This is a genomic window from Paenibacillus antri, assembly GCF_005765165.1.
In the GTDB taxonomy this organism is placed as follows: Bacteria; Bacillota; Bacilli; order Paenibacillales; family YIM-B00363; genus Paenibacillus_AE; species Paenibacillus_AE antri.
In genome coordinates this window covers 118,994-139,873 of sequence record NZ_VCIW01000014.1, presented here as the reverse complement: position 1 = coordinate 139,873, position 20,880 = coordinate 118,994, and the positions used below count along the sequence as shown (strand labels likewise).

The window sequence follows — 20,880 nt, the reverse complement described above, 5'->3', positions numbered from 1 at the left end:
GTTCGGTGCGTATGGTTTTGCGATTGTCTCCTCCCCCTCGCTTCCGTTCGTTCGTGCTGCAGTTGTACTTTACCGCGACCCGCCGCTGATCCGAAAGGTTGAATATTTGACAGTCGCGGACGAGGCTGAAAACGCCGGGTAGCGGGCTTTCCGGCATCTAAACCGTTCATTTCTTTACGCCGAACCGAGATACGAGTCAAAAAATGATCGGTACGGAACCTGCTCATCGAAGCTTCTCTTCGATCGGCCGAACGTAAAAAAGGAGCCCGCGAGGGCTCCTAATGTGCTGGACTTACATCCGCAGCGTCGTCTCCGACGACGGCGACGACGGCGCAGGCAGCGCCAATCGCTCGCCTCCCCCACCGTTCCCGGCCATCCCGCCGGAAGACGAGCGGCGCGACTTCAAGAAGGAAAACAGCCCGCCTTCCTCGAATTCGACGACGTACAACGCATGCTCGTCCGGGCACAAGACGATCCCGAGCTGGTGATGCTCGTTGGCATACACCGCGCGCTGCATGAATCGGCTCTCTCCGGCATGATTCAGCACCTCGAGCTTCATGAACGCCGCGTTCATCCGCATGGCCGCATGCAGCTCGGCTCGATCGTGAACCGGGATGCCGTTCACTTTGCGAAGCACATGGCCCGGCTCGATGCCGAGCTCCGCCGCCGGCGAGCCCGGGACGACCGCCAGCACCTTCAGCCCGCGCGCGTCATGCACGAAATACGGACTGGCGAGCGCCTCGCCCCGTCGATCGAGCGCGACGATCAGCTCGTGCAGCCCGAAGCATAGAAGCGCCGCGGCCACCGCCGCCCACCACGTCGGTACGAAGTACACGACAATGCCGAGCGCCGTTACCGCAAGACCGTATGCCCCGAGCCGGAAGGCGCTCATGCGCGCTTTGCTCTGCGGCAGGCGCGTAAGCGAGAGCGAGTGGAATCCTACCAACACCGGGAAGGCGAGCGCCCCCCAACCGGCCGAACCCAAGTCGCCCCCGAACACCGTCGGCCAAGGCAGCGCGCCTTCGATGCCTGCGCCCGCGGCCATCGGCGTCAGCAGCAGCAGCGGCACCGGCCAGAAGCCTTGCAGCTGATAGCCGCCGACCGTCTTGCCGCGCTTGCCCTCGAAGAAGAGCGGCGTCGCCAGGCGGCCGGCCATCTTGTACACGAGCGCCGCTTCGGCCAGATGGAGCACGCCGACGAGCGTCAGCACGGACGGCAGATGCACCGATTGCACCTCGAATACGAGCGTGGCGGCGGTCGGAGGCAGCGTCGCGGCGTCGATCCCGCCTACGGCCGCCTGCAGCAAGCCGAGCACTCCGGCGGCATAAGCGAAGCAGAAGTACCTCACCCGCGCGAAGGACAGCAGCACCGCCAGCACCCACAACAGGAGCAAGGCGGGGACGGAGAGCTTAGCGCCCAGGAATAGGAAGACGACGGACACGCTTGCGCCGACCGCCGCGCCCCATATCAGCATCCTCCACCACTCGCTCCACCAAGAGTGCAGCTTCACGGAGAACAGTTTTCTCTCGATAACGGTCTGCTTCCTCGCGTGCAATGCGACAAAAAGCAGCGCCAAATAATAAAACGGCGACGTCCACAGTGTTCCGAACGCCCGCAGCCATTCATTCAACACATCCATGGATTCGTGTCTCCTACTTGATCAGGCTTATGAAAATAGAAAAAAGGAAGGCCGACTTCGACCTTCCCATTCCTTTTCGACAATTTCGCCCGGTTCTCCTGCCTACTTCTTTAACATCTTCTGGATTTGTACCAACGCCGCATGCATCTGCTCGTCGTTCGCCGGGTCCAAGTACCGCTGGATAACCCGCTCTTCCAGCTTCAGCGCCGTCGCTTCGTCGACGGTTCCATTTTCCGGAAGGTCGTTGTCCTTCTGGAACGCGACCACCGCCGCCTTCGTCGACTCGCTGAAGTAACCGTCGGTCCGCCCCGGCGAGAAGCCGAGTCCGTCCAAAATCAACTGCACGTTCTTCACTTCGTCGCCGGCCATATCGAACGTCAATTCCTTATCCTTCGGAATGGCGACCGCCTCGAACAGCTTCGGCTGCTCGACGACGATGTCCGGTTTGATGCCCGTCTCGTGAATCGTGTCGCCGTCCGGCGTCAGCCACTTCGCGATCGTCAGCTTCACGCCGCTGCCGTCGTTCAGCTTCACGGTGCTCTGCACCAGACCCTTGCCGAACGTCGTCTGCCCGACGAGCTTGCCGCCCGCGGACTCCTGAATGGCGGCGCCGAGAATTTCCGACGCGCTCGCGGAGCCTTCGTTGATCAGAACGACGATCGGGTAGTTCTTCCCTTTGCCCTTCGACGTCGTCTTCTCGCGCTTCCCGTCGCGGTATTCGAGATGCATGATCGTCTTGCCTTCCGGCACGAACGCTTCGGCGATCGACTGCACCGCTTGCACGACGCCGCCCGGATTGTTGCGCACGTCGATGACGAGACCCTTCATCCCTTGGTCCTCGAGCTTCTTCAGCTCCTCCGCGAACCGCTCGCCCGTGTTCACCGCGAACTGGCGGATGCCGATCAGCCCGATGCCGTCTTCCAGCATGGAGCCTTCCACCGTCTCCAGACTGATATCGTCTCGGACGACGATGATGTCCATGACCGACGCGGAATCTTTCCGCTGAATCTGCAGCTTCGCCTGCGTGCCCTTCGGACCGCGAATTTTCTCGACCGCCTTCGTCAGGTCCAGCCCCTGCAGCGACTCGCCGTTCACGGACAGGATGACGTCTCCCGCCATCAGCCCCGCGCGCTCCGCGGGAGAATTCTTAATCGGCGACACGACGACGATCTTCCCGTCCTGCAGCGCCACCTCGGCGCCGATGCCTGTGAACGTGGAATTGATGTGCTCGGAAAAGGAAGCAACCTCCTCGGCGTTCAAATACTCCGAGTAAGGATCCTCCAGCGCCTGTACCAAGCCGTCCAAGGCGCCCTCCGTCAGCGCGTCGCGGTCGACCGCCTCGACGTACCGCTGCTCGAGCAGCTTATACACGGCCGACAGCTTCGACAACTCATCTTCGCTGAGGCCGCCTTCCCGCTCCTCCGGACTGCCCTCCTCGGACACCGTAATCGCCTGCGACAAGCTGGCGACGACCCTGTGATCCAACGGTCCCGCGACCGTAAGCGTAACAATGCTGCTGGCGAATACCGCCAGCAGCACGAACGCAAGCACCGTACGGCCTTTGAACATCATGCGTTCACACCACCTTTTTCTAACGGACGCATGCGATTTGCCGCCGCCCATATACTCCAAATAGTATATGCAGGGCCTGTACCTGTTATTTACGAATTTATGAGTGCAACGAAAAGGATTATCTCAAATACGGATCCGGATCGACGGCGACGTTGTCCACGTAGACGCCGAAGTGAAGGTGGTTACCCGTCGAGCTGCCCGTGGAACCGACTTCCGCGATCTTCTGGCCGGCGTCGACCGTGTCCCCGACTTTCACCTTGATGCCGCCGTTGCGGATATGGCCGTACAACGTACGGAACCCGTCTTTGTGCTCGATGATGATGCAGTTGCCGTAGCCGCCGTACCATTGCGCGAGCACGACCTCGCCCGACGCGGCCGCGACGATCGTCGTGCCGCCCGGCGCGCCGATATCCATGCCGGTGTGCGTATGCTTCTTGCCCGTGATCGGATGAATCCGCGTCGCGAACGGGGACGTGACCCGCTGGCTGTCCGGTACCGGCCATGTCAGCTGACCGCCCGTATATTTTACGACTTTCTTTTGCTGGGCTTTCTTTTGTGCGCTTTGCAGTTCCTTCTGCTTCTTCACGAGCTTGGCTTGCTCGTCCGCGTACGCCATCAATTCCTTCTCTTGATCTTCGGTCATCTCGAGAAGCTCGTGTTCTTCTTCCTGCAAGGACGCGATGGCGACTTCTTTCTTTTCCTTCTTCGCCAGCAGTTCGGCCTTAAGGGACTCCGTCTCCGCGAAAAGCTGCTCTACGTATTCCAGCTGGTTTTCGACTTCGGCCTTCTTCCGCTCGACGGTTTGCTTGTCCTGGATGTTCAGCTCGAGAATTTCCTTATCTTGCGACACGATCGACTGAAGGGCATCGATCCGGTCCAGGAAGTCTACGAAGCTCGTGGAGCTCAGCAACACGTCCAGATAGCTTACGACGCCGTTCATGTACAGCAGACGAAGCCTCGACTTCAGCAGCCCGTCGCGCGTCACGACGCGCTCCTCGGCTTTGACGAGCTCTTCGACCGTCATATTCAGGCTTTCTTCGACCTCGTACATCTGCTCGTTGATCGATTCGATCTTCTTGCTCGTGACGGCGATCTCGTTCTCCAGGCGGGCGAGCTCCGACTTCCCGGCTTCTTGGAACCCGCGGATGCGTTCGATCTCCTTCTCCGCCTGCTTCTGCGACGCTTCCGCCGACTTCATCTGCTCTTTCAGCTTCTTCAACTGGGCGTTTACTTTATCTAGTTCGGAGCTTGCTGCCACGCCGACCTGCGGATACGCGCCGACCGAGGCGACCGCCAAGCTGACGGCCAACATCGTCGGTAACAGGAACCGTTTCAACATCGACTTCCTCCCTCGTGCGTTACACTTTCAAGAATTTACGTACCGACAGCGTGCTTCCCCACACGCCGATCACAAAGCCTAATCCGATTAATAAGCCGAACGTCACTTGCGCCACTTCGCCGAGCGGCAGAAGCGCGATCTGGAGCAAGCCGAGCTCCATCTCCGTGGAAGCGACGAGCTGGCCGTAACCGACGAAAATGATGACCGCCGGGATGACCGATCCGACCACGCCGAGCAGCGCGCCTTCGATGAAAAACGGCCAGCGAATGAACCCGTTCGTCGCGCCGACGAGCTTCATGATGGCGATCTCGCGGCGGCGAGCGACGATCGTGATCTTAATGGTATTGGAGATGAGGAACATCGACATAAGCGCGAGACCTGCGACGAGCACCAAGCCGACGTTGCGCACGATGTCGGTCACTTGGAACAACGTCCGGACCGTGTCGGCTCCGTAGTTCAGCTCCCAGATCGGCGCCGGATCCTTGCCCGCGTTCAGCGCCAGGATGCGCTGCGCCACGAGATCGATCGTCCGGGGCTCGTACACCTCTACCGTAAACGAATCGGGCAGCGGATTGTTGTCGCCCTCCTGGCCTTCGAGCAGCTCTCGGCCTTCTTCGCCGAGGCGTTCCTTCAGGAACTCCAGCCCGTCCTCCTTGGAGACGAACTCGATCCGCTTTACGCCTTCGATTTTGCCGATCGCGTTCTGGATCTCCGGCACCCGGCCGCGGTCGACGCTGACATCGAGGTAGACGCGGATTTCGACTTCGTTTTCGATATCCTCCGTAAGCTTGTTGATGTTCATGGCGAGAACCATAAACACGCCTAGTATGAAAAGTGATATGGCAATGGCGCTGATGGACGCGAACGACATCCACCCGTTGCGCCAGATGCTTCGGAAGCCTTCGCGGAAGTGGCGGCGGATGGTGCTAATCCTCATAACCGTACTCCCCTCTTTGCTCGTCGCGCGCGATGAGTCCGTTCTCGATCGCGATGACGCGCTTGCGCATCGTGTTGACGATGTCCTTGTTGTGCGTTGCCATGATGATCGTCGCGCCGCGGAAGTTAATCTCCTCGAGCAGCTTCATGATGCCCCACGACGTCTCGGGGTCGAGGTTGCCGGTCGGCTCGTCCGCCACGATGACGGTCGGGTTGTTCACGATCGCGCGCGCGATCGCCACGCGCTGCTGCTCGCCGCCCGACAGCTGATTCGGATACGCGTTGCCCTTATCCTTCAGTCTGACGAGCTCGAGCACCTCTTGCGTCCGCTTCTTAATGACGCGGGACGGCGCTTCGATGACCTCCATCGCGAAGGCGATGTTTTCATAAGCGGTCATCTTGGGCAACAGTTTGAAGTCCTGGAAAATGACGCCGATATTGCGCCGTACGAACGGGATTTTGCGCTGTTTTAACTTCTCCAAGTTAAATCCGTTCACGAAGATCGTGCCCTTCGTCGGCCGCTCTTCGCGGTAGATCAATTTCATAAACGTAGATTTGCCGGCGCCCGAAGGCCCGACGATATATACGAATTCATTCCGTTCGACGCGAACGGACACGCCACGAAGCGCCTGCCCGCCGTCCGGATACGTCTTATAGATATCCTGCATCTCGATCAAGAAGGATCACTCCTGTATGCGCATAGGTTAAGTATTTCGACAAGAATAGGGAAATTCCTCTAGGGAAATTGGCATTTCAACATTATGTAACATTATATCACTCGCATCCTGCGAAAAAGGGTGAATCTTCTTGGAAATTCGCAGGAAGAAATCCCCGGCGCCCCTCATATACATGTAGGTATAATTCAATATACTTGTACGAGGTGTGCCATATATGAAACCATGGGTCCTCCGCACGATGATCGTCGGCGTCGGCATCGGCCTCGCGCTGACCGCGGGAACCGCGTTATACGGAATGCAGCGAACGCTGCCGTCGGGCATGACCTTATCCGGATGGAGCGTCGGAGGATGGGAGGGAGAGGCGTTCCGCGCCGGCCTGGAAGAGCGGGTCGCGGCGATCGCGGGCAAGGACGTCTCGATGACGGCCAAGCTGCCGAAAGGCGGCGGCGCGGTTACGCGGTCGGTCAAGCTCGGAGAGCTTGGGCTGCGCACGAACGCGGCGGCGATCGCGGCCGAGACGGAGCGGCTGTTCGAGGGGCCGTTCTGGGAGCGGGTGATGCTGCGGTGGCAGTGGCGCGGGCGGGAGCTGACGCTGGAGCTCGGGTTTGAGGAGGCCGCGCTGGCGGCGGCCGCGAAGAAGCGCTGGCCGGAGCTGTACGCGGCGCAGCCGGTCGACGCGAAGCGAACGATCGTGGCGGGCGATCGGATCGTCTACACGCCGGAAGTGACGGCGCCGCGAATCGACGAAGCGAAGCTTCCGGCGACGGCGCTGGCGGCGTTGGGCGGCGGGACGCCCGGGGGGGAAGCGGCTTCGCCGGGTTCAGGCGGCCTGATGCCGTTCCCCGAGGCGTTGAAGCCGGACGGGCGGCTGCTGTCCGCGGAGCCGCTGGGATTCGCGATGCCTATTGTTCAGCTGCAGCCGAAGGTGACCGTCGCGTCGCTGAAGGCGCAGGGCATCGAACGCGTCATCGCGTCGTACACGACCTCGTTCGCGACGTCGAAGGCCGGGCGCAAATACAACGTGTCCAAGACGGCCGCCGTCGTCCACGACCGGCTTATGGCGCCGGGCGACGTTTTCGATTACGCGAAGATCATTAAAGAAACCGAAGAGAAGTTCGGCTTTCGGGAGGCGCCCGTCATTCTGAACGGGAAGATGGTGCCCGGCATCGGCGGCGGCATCTGCCAGGTGTCGACGACGCTCTATAACGCCGTGCTTCGCGCCGGTCTCGAGATCGTCGAGCGGCGCAACCATTCGCTGCCGGTCAGCTACGCGCCGCTCGGGCAGGACGCTACGTTCGCCAGCGGGTACATCAACTTCAAGTTTCGCAACTCGACCGACAAATATATCCTCATCCGCACGAGCTCGGAGGGCGGTCGATTGACGGTGAAGCTGTTCGGCTCCTTGGACGCCGGCGTCACGTACGAAATTAAGTCGGTGACGCTGCAGGAGATCGATCCGCCGACGAAATACGTAAAGAACGCATCGCTGCCCAAGGGCTCCGTCAAGCTGCTGCAGCGCGGCAAGCCGGGTTACGTCGTTGAGACGTACCGATATAAGAAGGTGAACGGCAAGATCGTCGACAAGGAGCGCATCTCGAAGGATACCTATAAAGCGCAGCCGTCCTTGTACGCCTCCAACGCGGGCGGGACTTCCTCGGACGACCGCAAGCACGATGCCAAGAGCGAGCATATCGTCGAGGACGGCGTGTTCGCCCCGGTGTTCGACGAGCCCGGGGAGGAGATTTAGGGCTCCGGTTCGGATAGGGAACACGAATGTCCCCTATTTTTGCTCAAAACCCCATAAATGGCCAAATAGGGAACATAGATTTTCCCTATTTATCGCCAAATGGCCGGTTTCGTCGCTTGTTGGGGGAAATAGGGAACTTTGCTGTTCCCTATTCGCCCACATTTCCCCGCTTCGGCGGAAATAGGGAACATCGCTGTTCCCTATTTCTCCATGCCGCGGAACAGCCGCTCATGTTCGGAACGCAACGCATACGCTCTGGCCCGGGACGACCCGCTTGCCACGCGAAACACGCCTTTCGCCGTCAGCTCCCGCAGCCTTCGACGAGCCGTATGTACGCAGATGTCGAGGCTCTCGCTCACCTCGCCCGGCGTGATCGGATGCTGTCGCCCGACCGCCAGGCGAATGACAGCCTTCTCCCGCTCCGTCAGCGCGAGGCGATCCTCTTTCCCGATATCGCTCCACTTCCCGATCAGCAGCGTTAAGATTTGCCGGCATAGCTGGGGACGTTCGTTTACCGTGTCGTAACTGAACCGCATCACCTTCCAACCTTCCGCTTGCAAGTACGCCGCCCGCACGTGATCGTCCTCGAACTTCCGCCTGTCGGCATGCTTGGCATGGGGACCGAACCCCTCGATCTCGATCGCGATGCGCAGCGGAGGCAGCATGTAGGCGAAATCCAAATACCGAAACCCTTGGCGAAAATCCGGCACCTCCCACTCCGCATGCAGCCGGTCGAAATTGCCGAACATCGGCCACCAGACGTTACGCAAAAACAACTCTTCCGCATGTCTCTTCGTCTCCGTCAGCCTGCGGCGCCGCTCCCCGGCGCTATCCTTGACCTGCTGTTCCAAGTAAACCTCTAGCTCTTGATCGAACCTATCCCCCATCCCACATCCCCCTTTATACATGAAAAAACGCCGCCCGCCCCATAGGGTCGAACGGCGTGTGCTTCACGCTGATAACGTGCTTCTGCTTCTGCTTCTGCTTCTGCTTCTGCTTCTGCTTCTGCTTCTGCTTCTGCTTCTGCTTCTGCTTCTGCTTCTGCTTCTGCTTCTGCTTCTGCTTCTGCTTCTGCTTCTGCTTCTGCCTTTATTGTAACTCGCCCCGGCTCACTCCGCAACGGCAGGCTCGTTCTCCCCGCCGAGGCGGCGGCGCGCGGTTTCGCGACGGCCCGTCGCCGGAACGATGCCGGAGGCGCGCCCGAGGCCGTGTTTCGGCATATTGACGTATACGGATTCGTGCTTTCCTTCGTCCACGAGATACGTCTCGTGGTAGATGCCTACGTGCTTAGACGACGCCGCCTTCCGATTGAAGTCCTTCCACGCTTTCAGATGCTTCGCTCCGTGCCGCGCGTAGCGCTCCAGATGCTCGTAAGAACGCCAGTACTGAATCAGCACCGGCCCTCTAGTCGTAATTCCGGACTGCATATCCAAGAAGCCCAGTTCCTTGTTCCGATACAGCTCCGCGATCATCGGCCCCATCGCCAACGCGACCGGCAGCCACCGATGCACCGCCCACCAGCTGTTGATCCGCATGCCGATCACGAAGACGACCAACCCGCCCTCATGCGCCGCGGTATATCTTCCCGCTTGCACTTCCGCCATAGCCGAACCTCACTCCTTCGTCCGAAATATCGTCGACAAATGAAGGTCGTACGTCTCCATAATGTCCTGCCGGCACATATGCGCCGTGAGATATGCGCCGTAAAATACGGTAATCATCCATTGCGTCAGTACCGGAGTCGGCTCGGCGCGAACGCACTCGCCCGCCGCTTTCGCCTCTTCGATCCATTGATGGAACAAGGCGAACAGGTTGACGGACATCGACCTCGCCCGCTCCTCCCGTCCCGGGAACAGCAGATGAAGCTCCGCATCGGACAACACCGGCATGCATGGATGCATCTGCGACTCCGCGAGGAAGCCGATGAGACTAAGCATCAACCCCGGACGCGTCCGCGCCCCGTCGGCCACGCGGCCGACCACATGCCGGATCGCCCCTTCGCCGGTCAGCCCGGCTTCCTCGATCTCCAGCCGCCGTTCCAGCAGCCAGACGCACATAAAGTACACCAACACGTCTTCCTTCTGCGGGAAAAACTTAAAGAACGTCACCTTCGACACTTCCGCCTTCGCGCAGATGTCCTCCAGCTTTACCGCCCGGAACGACGCGCTCCCGATCAGATCGAGGCTCGCCTCGTACAATGCGATTTTCGCGCGGGCCTTCTTGATCTCCCGCAACGGCAACGGCAACGGCATCGATGTCCCGGCGTTCATCGGACATCCTTCGGCGCGAAGATGACCTTCGCCCCATGAGACACCAATCCGATCCCCCACCCGAACAGCGGATACACGAACCAGATGTCTCCTGGCGTCGTCACTACGTTATAAACAGCGAGGCCCGTGTTGACCATGCCGAAAACCAAGGCATGCTTGTAGAACTCGTTTTCCATTCGAGCTCTGCTGCTGCGGCGTTCCCCATACGAGTGCATTCTCCACCACCATCCTCCGAAATTTATATACTGTTGTAATTATATTAACTCGAGTAAACATTTCAGTCAAGAAAAAAGACCCCGCCGCAACGAGGCCCGCCAATACCACCACTCCCGAATCTACTCTTTCGCCAAACCCGACAACCGCGCATACTCCGCCGTCCACGCCTGCGTGGCCGCCAGCGACGCTTCCGCCCGCGCGATCGCCTCGCGCACCTGCGGGAACGCCGTGCCGCCGTACACGGCGCGCGCATTCACCACGTGCTCCGGCTGAAGCACGTCATAGATGTCGCCCTCGAACTCGGGGGCGAACGTCTTATACTCCTCCAGCGACAGCTCGAGCAGCACGATGCCGCGCTCGATGCAATGCAGCACGAGCTTGCCGATGATCTCATGCGCCTGGCGGAACGGTATTCCCTTGTTCACCAGGTAATCCGCGATGTCCGTCGCATTCGAGAAATCCCGATCGACCGCGCCGCGCATCCGGTCCGCGCGCACTTGCATCGTCGCGATCATCGGCGCCATGAGCCGCAGCGCGCCGCCGACGTGCTTCACCGTGTCGAACATGCCTTCCTTGTCTTCCTGCATGTCCTTGTTATACGCGAGCGGCAGCGACTTCAGCACGGTGAGCAAGCCCACCAGATTGCCGTAGACGCGGCCCGTCTTACCGCGGACGAGCTCCGCGACGTCCGGATTTTTCTTCTGCGGCATAATCGAGCTGCCCGTGCAGAACGCGTCGTCGAGCTCGACGAAGCCGAATTCCGTGCTCGACCAGAGGACGAGCTCCTCGCACAGCCGCGACATATGCGTCATGAGCAGCGAAGCCGCCGACAAGAACTCGACGATGAAGTCGCGGTCGCTGACGGCGTCGAGCGAATTATCGTACACCCGCGAGAAGCCGAGCTGCTCGGCGACGAAATGACGATCGATCGGGAACGTCGTCCCGGCCAAAGCGCCCGCGCCGAGCGGCAGCATGTCCACGCGCTTGTACGAATCCATCAAGCGCTCCGCGTCGCGGCCGAACATCGCGACATAGGCCAGCAGATGATGGCCGAACGAAATCGGCTGCGCCCGCTGCAGATGCGTGTAGCCCGGCAAAATCGTCTCCACGTTCGCCTTCGCCTGCGCGATCAAAGCCTCCTGCAGCGCGCCGAGCAGCTCGACGAACTCGACGACCCGCTTGCGCAAATACAAATGCATGTCCGTCGCGACCTGGTCGTTCCGGCTACGTCCCGTATGCAGCTTGCCCCCGACCGGCCCGATGTCCGCGATCAAATGCTTCTCGACCGTCATATGAATGTCTTCTTCCGACGCCTTGAACTCGACTTCGCCGCGGCGCAGCTTCTCCAGCACCCGCCCGAGTCCGCCGATGATCGTCTGCACGTCCTCGGCCGGCAGAATGCCCTGTTTCCCCAGCATCGTCACATGCGCGATACTGCCTTGAATGTCTTCCTCGTACAGCTCTTTATCGAAAAAGATCGACGCCGTATACTCCTCCACCAACGCGTCCGTCGCCTTCGTAAAGCGGCCGCCCCACAGCTTCGACATACCTTCAGCTTCCTCCTCTATGTATGCACAATGAAAGGAGCCGACGACGCGCCCGTCGGTCGACTCCATTTTCCGAAAAAATAGGTTATACGCCTTCCGCCCCGTGCACGCCGCTCGACACCTTGAGCCGCAGCGCGTTCAGTCGAATGAAGCCCGTCGCGTCGCCTTGGTTGTACGCCTGCGTCGGGTCCGCCTCCATCGTCGCGATGTTCGGGTTGTACAACGTCACGTCGCTCTTTACGCCGGCCGCCATGATGTTGCCCTTGTAGAGCTTCAGGCGAACCGTGCCTTCCACGTGCTTCTGGCTTTCGGCCACGAGCGCTTGGATCGCCAGACGCTCCGGCGCGAACCAGAACCCGTTATACACGAGCTGCGCGTATTTCGGAATAAGCCCGTCGCGCAGCAGCATGACTTCGCGGTCCATGGTGATCGACTCCATAATGCGGTGCGCCTTGAACAGGATCGAGCCGCCCGGCGTCTCGTACACGCCGCGGCTCTTCATGCCGACGAACCGGTTTTCCACCATGTCCACGCGGCCGACGCCGTGCTCTCCGCCGATCTCGTTGAGCGTATCCATCACTTCGAGCGGGGACAGCTCCGTGCCGTTGATCGCCACGCAGCAGCCGTTCTTGAACGTCAGCTCGATGTACTCGGCTTCGTCCGGCGCCAGCTCCGGATCGACGCTCATCACGTACATGTCGCGCACGTCCTCGCGCGTCGCGTCGAACCACGGATCCTCCAGCATGCCGCTCTCGAACGAGATGTGCAGCAGGTTCCGGTCCGTCGAATACGGCTTCGCCGCGGACGCCTTCACCGGAATGCCGCGCTTCTCCGCGTACTCGATCATCTCCGCGCGGCCCGGGAACTGCTCCCGGAACTGCTCGATGCGCCAAGGCGCGATCACTTCGAGATCGGCCGCGAGCGCCGCCGCCGTCAGCTCGAAGCGGACTTGGTCGTTGCCCTTGCCCGTCGCGCCGTGCGCGATCGCCGTCGCGCCTTCCGCCTTCGCGATTTCGACCATGCGCTTCGCGATGAGCGGACGCGCGATCGACGTGCCGAGCAGATATTGACCTTCATACAGCGCGCCGGCTTGGAACATCGGGAAAATGAAATCCTTCGCGAACTCCGCCCGCAGGTCCTCGATGTACACCTTGGACGCGCCCGTCTTCAGCGCTTTCTCTTCCAGACCGTCGAGCTCGTCGCCCTGACCGATGTCCGCCGTGAACGCGATGATCTCGGCGTCGTACGTTTCCTTAAGCCATGTGAGAATGACCGACGTATCGAGACCGCCCGAATACGCCAACACGATTTTTTGCTTCGACATGTGCCGCAAATCCACCCTTCTATGTCCTCGGTTTCCCTTATCGTACCGTTAACCCATCAACGCCGCAAGAATCGCCTTCTGCGCGTGCAGCCGGTTTTCCGCTTGGTCGAAGACGACGGAGTGCTGCCCGTCGATCACTTCCGCGGACACCTCTTCGCCGCGATGCGCCGGGAGACAGTGCAGGAAGATGTAATCGTGCTTCGCGTATTGCGTCAGCTCCGCGTTCACCTGGAACGACTTGAACGCCTGTTCCCGCTCCTGCTGCTCCGCTTCCATGCCCATGCTCGCCCATACGTCCGTGTACACGACGTCCGCGTTCTCGATCGCTTCCTTCGGATCGTAGTGGAACGTGTACTTGCCGCCCGTCGCCTTCGCCGCCTCGCGCGTAATGCCGACGACCTCGGCGTCCGGCTCGTAGCCGGCCGGGCTCGCGACCGCGATGTGAAGGCCCAGCTTCGCCGCGCCGACCATGAGCGAGTGCACCATGTTGTTGCCGTCGCCGATGTACGCGATCTTCAGGCCTTCCAGCTTGCCTTTGTGCTCGAGCACCGTCATATAGTCGGTGAGCGCTTGGCACGGGTGCGACAGGTCGGTGAGGCCGTTAATGACCGGCACCGTCGCGCCCCTCGCCAGCTCGACGACGTTCTTATGCGCGAACGTCCGGATCATAATGCCGTCCACGTACCGCGACAGCGTGCGCGCCGTATCGGCGATCGTCTCACCGCGGCCGAGCTGAATGTCGTTCTTCGATAAGAAGATCGCATTGCCCCCAAGCTGCGTCATGCCGACCTCGAAGGAGACGCGCGTGCGCGTGGAGGACTTCTCGAAAATCATCGCCAGCGTCTTGCCGGCCAGCGGATGATACGTTTCGCCGGATTTCTGCTTGCGCTTCAGCTCGACGCCCAAATCGATTAAGTATCTGATCTCCTCCGGCGAATAATCCGCCAGCGCTAAGAAATCTCTTCCTCTGTAAGGGTTCGATCCCGTCTTCGGATGCTGCTCGCCGGCCGCATTCGCCGACGTCGCCGAGGAACCTACTGCGGTTTCCACCATCGACCCTCTCCCTTCTATGCGTAAATGCCGTTCTTCGCGTCCGACGTAATGAGCGCCGCGAGCGCGTCGAGGCCGCGATTCCAATCTTCTTCCGGTATCGTCAGCGCCGGCAGCAAGCGAAGCACGTTCGGGCCCGCCGTAATGACGAGCAGCCCCGCTTCCTGCGCCCGCTTGACGATGTCCGCTACCGGCTCCTTCAATTCGATGCCGATCAGGAGCCCGAGGCCGCGCACCTCGACGAGGCCCGGGTATCCGCTCAGCTTCTCGCGCAGACGCGCGACGCCTTGCTCGCCGAGCCGCTTCGCCCGCGTCGGGATCCCTTCCTTCTCCATCGTCTCGAGCGTGGCGATCGCCGCCGCGCACGCGATCGGCGTGCCGCCGAACGTCGAGCCGTGGGAGCCCGCGGACAACCCGTCGCGAAGGAACGCCTTGCCGAGCATCGCGCCCATCGGGAAGCCGCTCGCGAGTCCCTTCGCCAGCGTAATGATGTCCGGCCTAGCTCCGAACTGTTCGTACGAGAAGAACGTTCCCGTCCGGCCGATGCCGGTTTGGATCTCGTCCGCGATTAGCAGCAGGCCGTGCTCCGCGCACAGCGACTTCACCGCTTCGACGAACGGCGCGGTCGCGCCGTTGACGCCGCCTTCGCCTTGGACGAATTCCAGCATGATCGCGGCCGTCTTGTCGTTCACAGCGGCTTTGAGCGCATCGACGTCGTTGTAATCGACGTGCACGAAGCCGGTCGGCAGCGGATCGAAGCCTTCCTTCACCTTATCCTGTCCGGTCGCCGTCAACGTCGCGAGCGTCCGCCCGTGGAACGACTTGTTGAACGTAATGATTTCATACCGGTCGTTGCCGAGCACCTTCCGATGGTATCGGCGCGCCAGCTTGATCGCCGCTTCGTTCGCCTCCGCGCCGCTGTTGCAGAAGAAGGCGAGATCCGCGCACGAGAGACGCGCAAGAATACCCGCGAGCTTCTCCTGTCCCGGAATCTCGAACAGGTTCGAGACGTGCCACAGCTCGTCGAGCTGCTTCTTGAGCGCTTCCAATACCGGCTCCGGCGCATGGCCGAGGTTCGCGACGGCGATGCCGCTCATGAAATCAAGATATTCCTTGCCGGCTTCGTCCCATACCCGGCTTCCCTTCCCTTTGACCAGTCGAATCGGAAACCGTCCGTAATTCGGAAACAGCGCTTCTTTCCCCGTCGTCATCGCGCGTTCGCCCCCTTTACGCTTTCGCGGCGGTCGGTTCCGCCACGATCGTCGTGCCGATCGGTTCGCCGCGCAGCACCTTGCCGAGCACGCCCGTCTCCGAGCCGTTCACGATGACGACCTCGTTCACGCCGCCGCCGAGGCACTTGAGCGCCGCCTTCACCTTCGGAATCATGCCGCCGTAAATTTCGCCGCTATCGATCATCGACTGGATTTGGCTCGGCGTCACCGTCGGCAATACTTTCTTCTCGCCGTCTACCGTGCCCGCGATGCCCGCCACGTCGGTTACGACGATGAACGGTCCCGCGCCGAGGCTGGACGCCACCGCGCCCGCCGCCGTATCCGCGTTAATGTTGTAGCGCTGATTGTCGACCCCGAGGCCGACCGGCGCCACGACCGGAATGTAGCCGGCCGCCAGCATCGCGTTCAGCAGCTCCGTGTTCACTTCCGTCACTTCGCCCACGTAGCCGAGCTTCGCCGCGTTCGCGACCGGCTCCGCCGTCAGCAGGCGTCCGTCCGTGCCGGACAAGCCGACCGCCTTGGCGCCGTTCTGCGACAAGCGGCGTACGATCTCCTTGTTGATCTTGCCGGCGAGCACCATCTCCGCAACGTCGAGCACTTCCGCGCTCGTGCGGCGCAGACCGTCGACGAATTCCGTATGAATGCCCAGCTTATTCAACGCCTGCGAAATCGCCGGTCCGCCCCCGTGCACGATAACCGGCTGCCGGCCGGCCTTCTGGAACGCCGCCAGCTCCGCGAAGAACGCGTTCGGCAGCGCCGCCAGCGTACTCCCGCCGCACTTGATCACGAAGGTGTTGCTCTTCCCCGCCTCGCCCATGTTTCTTCTCTCCTCGTTCGTCACGTCCGATACGACGCGTTAATTTTCACGTAATCGTAAGTTAAATCGCAGCCCCACGCGGTCGCCTTCCCCGCGCCGCCGTGCAGGTCCACGTGAATCGTCACTTCGTTGCCGTCCAAGTACGCCTTCGCGGCCGGCTCGTCGAACGCTACCGGCGCCGATTGACGTAATACCGCGATGTCGCCAAGACGAATGTCGACCGTATTCGGGTTCATCGGCACGCCCGCGCGGCCCGCCGCCGCGATGATGCGTCCCCAGTTCGCATCGGAGCCGTAGACGGCCGACTTCACGAGATTCGAGCCGACGATCGTCTTCGCGATCGTGCGCGCGTCGTAATCCGTGCTCGCGCCGACGACGTTCACTTCGATGAGTTTCGTCGCCCCCTCGCCGTCCCGCGCGATCTCCTTCGCCAGCGTCTCCGCCACGTGGCGGAACGCCGCCGAGAAGCTTTCCCAATCCGGGTGGTTCGGTCCGAGCGGTTCGTTGCCGGCCAGGCCGCTCGCCATCGCGACGACCATGTCGTTCGTGCTCGTATCCCCGTCGACCGTTATCATGTTGAACGTTACGTCCGTCGCATGGCTCAGCAGCGATTGCAAGCAGCCCGGCTGCAGCGCCGCATCCGTAGTCATGAAGCCCAGCATCGTCGCCATGTTCGGATGGATCATGCCCGAGCCCTTCGCCGCGCCGGCGACGGACACTTGCTTGCCGTCGACCGTCAGCGTGACGCATATCGACTTTTGCACCAGGTCGGTCGTCATGATCGCCTGGCAGAAGTCGTCCCCGCCTTCCGTCGACAGCTTCGTTCGCAGCTCCGGAATCCCGCGGTACAGCTTCTCCATCGGCATCGGTACGCCGATGACCCCCGTCGACGTCACGCCGACGTAATGCTCCGGCACGCCGAGCGCTTCCGCGAACGTCGCGCGCATGTCGCGCGCGTCCTTGTCGCCCTGCTCGCCCGTGCACGCGTTCGCGTTGCCGCTGTTGACGAGCATTGCCTGCAGCTTGCCTTCCTTCGCGATCGATTCCTTCGTCACCGTCAGCGGCGCCGCGATGACGACGTTCGTCGTAAAGACGGCGGCTACGTCCGCCGGCACGTCGCACACGATCGCCCCCAGATCGAAGCGCTGCACTTTCTTAATCCCGCAATGGACGCCGCCCGCCCGAAATCCTTTCGGCGTCGTCACCGACCCGTCTAACGCGATCGTGAACCCGTTCTGCCCGGTCATCTTCGTCCTGCCTCCCTGTCCCTATGGATACACCGGAGCCAACCGCAGCCCCAGATCTTCTTCCCAGCCCATCATGACGTTCAAGTTTTGAATCGCTTGCCCCGACGCGCCCTTCACCAAGTTGTCGATGACGGAGATGATCGTGACGCGCCGCGTGCGAGGATCGACGGAGAAGCCGATATCGCAATAGTTCGAGCCCCAGACTTCCTTCGTCGCCGGCCACTGCCCCTTGTCGCGGATGCGGACGAACTTCTTATCCTTATAGTAGCTGCGGTACATCTCGATCCAAGCGTCCTCGCTCAGGAAGCGGTCGTCCGCCACGGAGGCGTACATCGTGCATAGAATGCCTCTCGTCATCGGCACCAGATGGGTGGTGAACGTCACCGTGACCGGCTCGCCTGCACGTTCGCCGAGCACCATCTCGACCTCGGGGATGTGCTGATGCTTATTGACCTTGTAGGCCTTGAAGTTCTCGTTCATTTCGGCATAATGCCAGCCGATGTTCAGGCCTCGGCCCGCGCCGGACACGCCGGATTTCGCGTCGACGATGATCGAACCGCGATCGATCGCGCCCGCCTCCACCGCCGGGATGAGCCCCAACGTCGTCGCCGTCGGATAGCAGCCCGGGTTCGATACGAATGCCGCGCCCCGCACTTGATCCGCGTAAATCTCCGTAAGTCCGTATACCGCTTGCTCTAGCGACGCTTGCGGCGGCGCCTCGTGCTTATACCACGTCTCGTACGCCGCGCGGTCCTTCAAGCGGAAGTCGCCCGACAAGTCGATGACACGCAGGCCCTCATGCTCCAGCAGCTGCGGCACCAGCTTGCCGCTGACGCCCGACGGCGTCGCCGCGAACACGACGTCCGCCTTCTCGCGGATGATCGCCGGATCGACGCCGTCCAGCGTCTCGACCGGCAGCGCCTGCTGCAGATGCGGATAACCTGCCGTCAACGGCTCTCCCGCGTTGGACGACGAAATGACCGAAGTAATCGTTACCTTCGGGTGCGTGAGCAAGAGTCGGATCAGCTCGACCCCGCCGTAACCGGTCGAACCGACGACCGCCGCTCGTATATGATCTGTCAACGGATGAATCCCCTCTCCACCGTATTCCCGGCCTTTTCAAGATATGAATTATTATACATAGGTATGAATATTGATACAACCCTATTTTTTGCCTGATTTTATTGGAGCTTGAACCCTTCCCCAAGCACCTCGGTCGCCCCCGTAATGATGACGAACGCCTGCGGGTCGGCCGCCTGGACGAGTCCCTTCAGCCGCGTCACCTCGGTCTGCGACACGACGACCATAAGCACCGTCCGCTCCTTCCCGGTGAACCCGCCGTGGGCGGTCAGCCGCGTTAAGCCGCGGTCCAGATCGTGCAGGATCGTCCGCGCGATCTTCTCCTCGTCCTCGCTTATAATGTAAGCGACCTTCGAAGTCGCGAAGCCGAGCTGCACGACGTCGATCGTCTTCGTCGTCACGAACAGCGCGATCAGCGCGAAGAGCGCCTGCTCCGCCCCGAAGACGAAGCCCGCCGCTACGATGACCATGCCGTCCAATGCCGCCACCGACATCCCGAGGCTTAGCCCCGTGTACTTCGCGACGATTTGCGCGGCCACGTCGAGACCGCCCGTGGAGCCGCGCCCGCGGAACACGATGCCCAGGCCGACGCCGACGCCGAGACCGCCGAATATGGCCGCGAGCAGCGGATTGTCCGTCAGCGGCGCCCAGCCGGACGTTAATAGAACGAACAGCGGCATGACCGCGGTGCCGACGGCGGTCTTCACGCCGAAGCGCTTGCCGAGCAGCCAGACGCCCAGCGCGAACAGCGGCACGTTCAGCGCCCATTGGGTGATCGCCGGCGTGACGCCGAACAGCGCGCGGACGATTACCGAGATGCCGGACGTGCCGCCGGACGCGATCGAGTTCGGCAGCAGCAGGACGTTGAACGACGTCGCGATCGAAAACGCCCCCACGAGCAGCAGCCCATACTCGATTACCGTATGCATCGGGCTTCCGAGAGGGAAGCGCGGCGCCCTTTTCCTAGTATTCATGTCACGTATTCCTTCCCTTCGCAAAAAAAGACCATCGTACCCAGTTAGGTGTAGGATGGTCCTTCCGGTCCCGCTTATTCGCTCTTTTGAATTTGGCTGCGTAAATACGCGTTAATGAACGGATCGAGCTCGCCGTCCATGACCGCGCCGACGTTGCCCGTCTCCTCGCCGGTGCGATGATCCTTCACCATGCTGTACGGGTGGAACACGTACGAGCGGATCTGGCTGCCCCACGCGATGTCGGACTGCTCGCCGCGGATCGATGCGAGCTCGCGCTGCTGTTCCTCGAGACGGCGCTCGAACAGCTTGGAACGCAGCATCTTCATGGCGCGATCGCGGTTGGAAATCTGCGAACGCTCCGTCTGGCACGCAACGATGATGCCCGAAGGGATGTGCGTGATCCGTACCGCCGATTCCGTCTTGTTGACGTGCTGTCCGCCGGCGCCGCCGGAGCGGTACGTATCGACCTTCAAATCCTCGGGCCGGATTTCGATCTCGGTGTTGTCGTCTTCGATTTCCGGCACGACGTCGCACGAGACGAACGACGTATGGCGGCGTCCGGACGCGTCGAACGGGGAGATGCGCACGAGCCGATGAACGCCCTTCTCGGCCTTCAGGTACCCGTATGCGTTGTAGCCGCTCACGCCGATCGTGACGCTCTTAATGCCGGCTTCGTCGCCCGGCAGGTAGTCGAGCACCTCGACCTTGAAGCCGCTTTGTTCCGCCCATCGGGTGTACATCCGGTACAACATCGACGCCCAGTCCTGCGACTCGGTTCCGCCCGCGCCCGGATGCAGCTCCAAAATCGCGTTGTATTTATCGTACGGCGAGCTTAAGAGCAGGGTGAGCTCGAAGTTGTCGAGCGCCTCCGTCAGCTTCTTCACGCCTTCGCTCCATTCCGGCACGAGGCTTTCTTCGCCTTCCTCCGTAATGAGCTCTTGCATGAGTACGAGGTCTTCGGCTTCGCCGTTCAGCTTCTGATATTTCTCCACGACCGATTTGATGGCGTTCATCTCGGCGATCGTTTTCTGCGCGCGTTCGTTGTCGTCCCAGAAGTCCGGGGCCGACATCTTGACTTCGAAGTCTCCGAGCTGCTCGAGCTTCAGTTCTAAGTCAAAGAGACCCCCTAAGCGCTTCGAGTTTTTCCGTCGCCTCGCGGAGGCGGTGGCGGATTTCCGGATCAATCATGTGTCATCTCTCCTTGGTCGTTGTC

The 20,880-nt window shown here is 61.2% G+C and carries 20 protein-coding genes; 1 reads left to right on the top strand and 19 read right to left on the bottom strand.

Going from position 1 to position 20,880, the window contains the following annotated elements:
- Positions 1 to 292 precede the first annotated feature (292 nt).
- The 5 genes from FE782_RS19810 to ftsE all read right to left on the bottom strand — a co-directional run bounded on the left by FE782_RS19810 (position 293) and on the right by ftsE (position 6,163).
- Positions 293 to 1,639, bottom strand: a complete 1,347-nt coding sequence (locus tag FE782_RS19810; RefSeq protein WP_138195975.1) for a PDZ domain-containing protein — start codon at positions 1,637 to 1,639, stop codon at positions 293 to 295.
- A gap of 102 nt (positions 1,640 to 1,741) precedes the next feature.
- Positions 1,742 to 3,211 (bottom strand): S41 family peptidase, encoded by a 1,470-nt coding sequence (locus FE782_RS19805; protein WP_138195974.1) that lies wholly within the window; start codon positions 3,209 to 3,211, stop codon positions 1,742 to 1,744.
- 118 nt (positions 3,212 to 3,329) lie between these two features.
- A complete protein-coding gene (locus FE782_RS19800) occupies positions 3,330 to 4,550 on the bottom strand; it encodes a murein hydrolase activator EnvC family protein (protein WP_138195973.1) in 1,221 nt (406 codons plus the stop codon).
- A gap of 19 nt (positions 4,551 to 4,569) precedes the next feature.
- Complete coding sequence (gene ftsX, locus FE782_RS19795; protein WP_138195972.1) at positions 4,570 to 5,487, bottom strand: permease-like cell division protein FtsX; 918 nt, start codon at positions 5,485 to 5,487, stop codon at positions 4,570 to 4,572.
- The gene (gene ftsE, locus FE782_RS19790) at positions 5,477 to 6,163 is read right to left on the bottom strand and encodes a cell division ATP-binding protein FtsE (RefSeq protein WP_138195971.1); all 687 of its coding nucleotides are present in this window, start codon (positions 6,161 to 6,163) and stop codon (positions 5,477 to 5,479) included. Before ftsE ends, ftsX begins: the two co-directional genes overlap by 11 nt.
- A 214-nt stretch (positions 6,164 to 6,377) precedes the next feature.
- Here ftsE and FE782_RS19785 point away from each other — a divergent pair, with 214 nt between their 5' ends.
- On the top strand, positions 6,378 to 7,910 hold the full coding sequence (locus FE782_RS19785) for a VanW family protein (RefSeq protein WP_138195970.1): 1,533 nt from the start codon (positions 6,378 to 6,380) through the stop codon (positions 7,908 to 7,910).
- 200 nt (positions 7,911 to 8,110) lie between these two features.
- On the opposite strand, the gene FE782_RS19780 is transcribed toward FE782_RS19785, so the two are convergent.
- From FE782_RS19780 to prfB, 14 genes are all read right to left on the bottom strand, one after another.
- Positions 8,111 to 8,797: a DUF559 domain-containing protein gene (locus FE782_RS19780; protein WP_158299471.1), complete on the bottom strand. Its 687-nt coding sequence runs from the start codon at positions 8,795 to 8,797 to the stop codon at positions 8,111 to 8,113.
- Positions 8,770 to 9,030, bottom strand: a complete 261-nt coding sequence (locus tag FE782_RS32355; protein ID WP_158299470.1) for a hypothetical protein — start codon at positions 9,028 to 9,030, stop codon at positions 8,770 to 8,772. Before FE782_RS32355 ends, FE782_RS19780 begins: the two co-directional genes overlap by 28 nt.
- Positions 9,020 to 9,514, bottom strand: coding sequence for a DUF4188 domain-containing protein (locus FE782_RS19770; RefSeq protein WP_138195967.1), 495 nt, complete (start codon positions 9,512 to 9,514; stop codon positions 9,020 to 9,022). Before FE782_RS19770 ends, FE782_RS32355 begins: the two co-directional genes overlap by 11 nt.
- Before the next feature lie 9 nt (positions 9,515 to 9,523).
- On the bottom strand, positions 9,524 to 10,180 hold the full coding sequence (locus tag FE782_RS19765; RefSeq protein WP_238392576.1) for a TetR/AcrR family transcriptional regulator: 657 nt from the start codon (positions 10,178 to 10,180) through the stop codon (positions 9,524 to 9,526).
- Entirely contained in the window at positions 10,177 to 10,395 is a 219-nt protein-coding gene (locus FE782_RS19760) for a 2TM domain-containing protein (protein WP_138195966.1), read from the bottom strand. The genes FE782_RS19765 and FE782_RS19760 overlap by 4 nt, the downstream gene beginning before the upstream one ends.
- A 120-nt stretch (positions 10,396 to 10,515) precedes the next feature.
- Positions 10,516 to 11,943, bottom strand: coding sequence for an argininosuccinate lyase (gene argH, locus FE782_RS19755; RefSeq protein WP_138195965.1), 1,428 nt, complete (start codon positions 11,941 to 11,943; stop codon positions 10,516 to 10,518).
- 85 nt (positions 11,944 to 12,028) lie between these two features.
- On the bottom strand, positions 12,029 to 13,267 hold the full coding sequence (locus FE782_RS19750; RefSeq protein ID WP_138195964.1) for an argininosuccinate synthase: 1,239 nt from the start codon (positions 13,265 to 13,267) through the stop codon (positions 12,029 to 12,031).
- Positions 13,268 to 13,315: 48 nt separating this feature from the next.
- Positions 13,316 to 14,320, bottom strand: coding sequence for an ornithine carbamoyltransferase (argF, locus tag FE782_RS19745; protein ID WP_138195963.1), 1,005 nt, complete (start codon positions 14,318 to 14,320; stop codon positions 13,316 to 13,318).
- 14 nt (positions 14,321 to 14,334) lie between these two features.
- Positions 14,335 to 15,528 (bottom strand): aspartate aminotransferase family protein, encoded by a 1,194-nt coding sequence (locus FE782_RS19740; RefSeq protein WP_138195962.1) that lies wholly within the window; start codon positions 15,526 to 15,528, stop codon positions 14,335 to 14,337.
- A 16-nt stretch (positions 15,529 to 15,544) separates the two neighbouring features.
- Positions 15,545 to 16,366 (bottom strand): acetylglutamate kinase, encoded by an 822-nt coding sequence (gene argB, locus FE782_RS19735; protein ID WP_138195961.1) that lies wholly within the window; start codon positions 16,364 to 16,366, stop codon positions 15,545 to 15,547.
- A gap of 20 nt (positions 16,367 to 16,386) precedes the next feature.
- A complete protein-coding gene (gene argJ, locus FE782_RS19730; protein WP_138195960.1) occupies positions 16,387 to 17,613 on the bottom strand; it encodes a bifunctional glutamate N-acetyltransferase/amino-acid acetyltransferase ArgJ in 1,227 nt (408 codons plus the stop codon).
- 21 nt (positions 17,614 to 17,634) lie between these two features.
- A complete protein-coding gene (gene argC / locus FE782_RS19725; RefSeq protein WP_138195959.1) occupies positions 17,635 to 18,696 on the bottom strand; it encodes an N-acetyl-gamma-glutamyl-phosphate reductase in 1,062 nt (353 codons plus the stop codon).
- Positions 18,697 to 18,794: 98 nt separating this feature from the next.
- The gene (locus tag FE782_RS19720) at positions 18,795 to 19,667 is read right to left on the bottom strand and encodes a YitT family protein (protein ID WP_238392575.1); all 873 of its coding nucleotides are present in this window, start codon (positions 19,665 to 19,667) and stop codon (positions 18,795 to 18,797) included.
- A 74-nt stretch (positions 19,668 to 19,741) separates the two neighbouring features.
- Positions 19,742 to 20,855, bottom strand: a protein-coding gene (gene prfB, locus FE782_RS19715; RefSeq protein WP_238392574.1) for a peptide chain release factor 2 whose coding sequence is annotated in 2 segments (ribosomal slippage) — positions 19,742 to 20,782 and positions 20,784 to 20,855 — 1,113 coding nt in all. Because the reading frame shifts where the segments join, the coding sequence is not laid out codon by codon here.
- Positions 20,856 to 20,880: the final 25 nt, after the last annotated feature.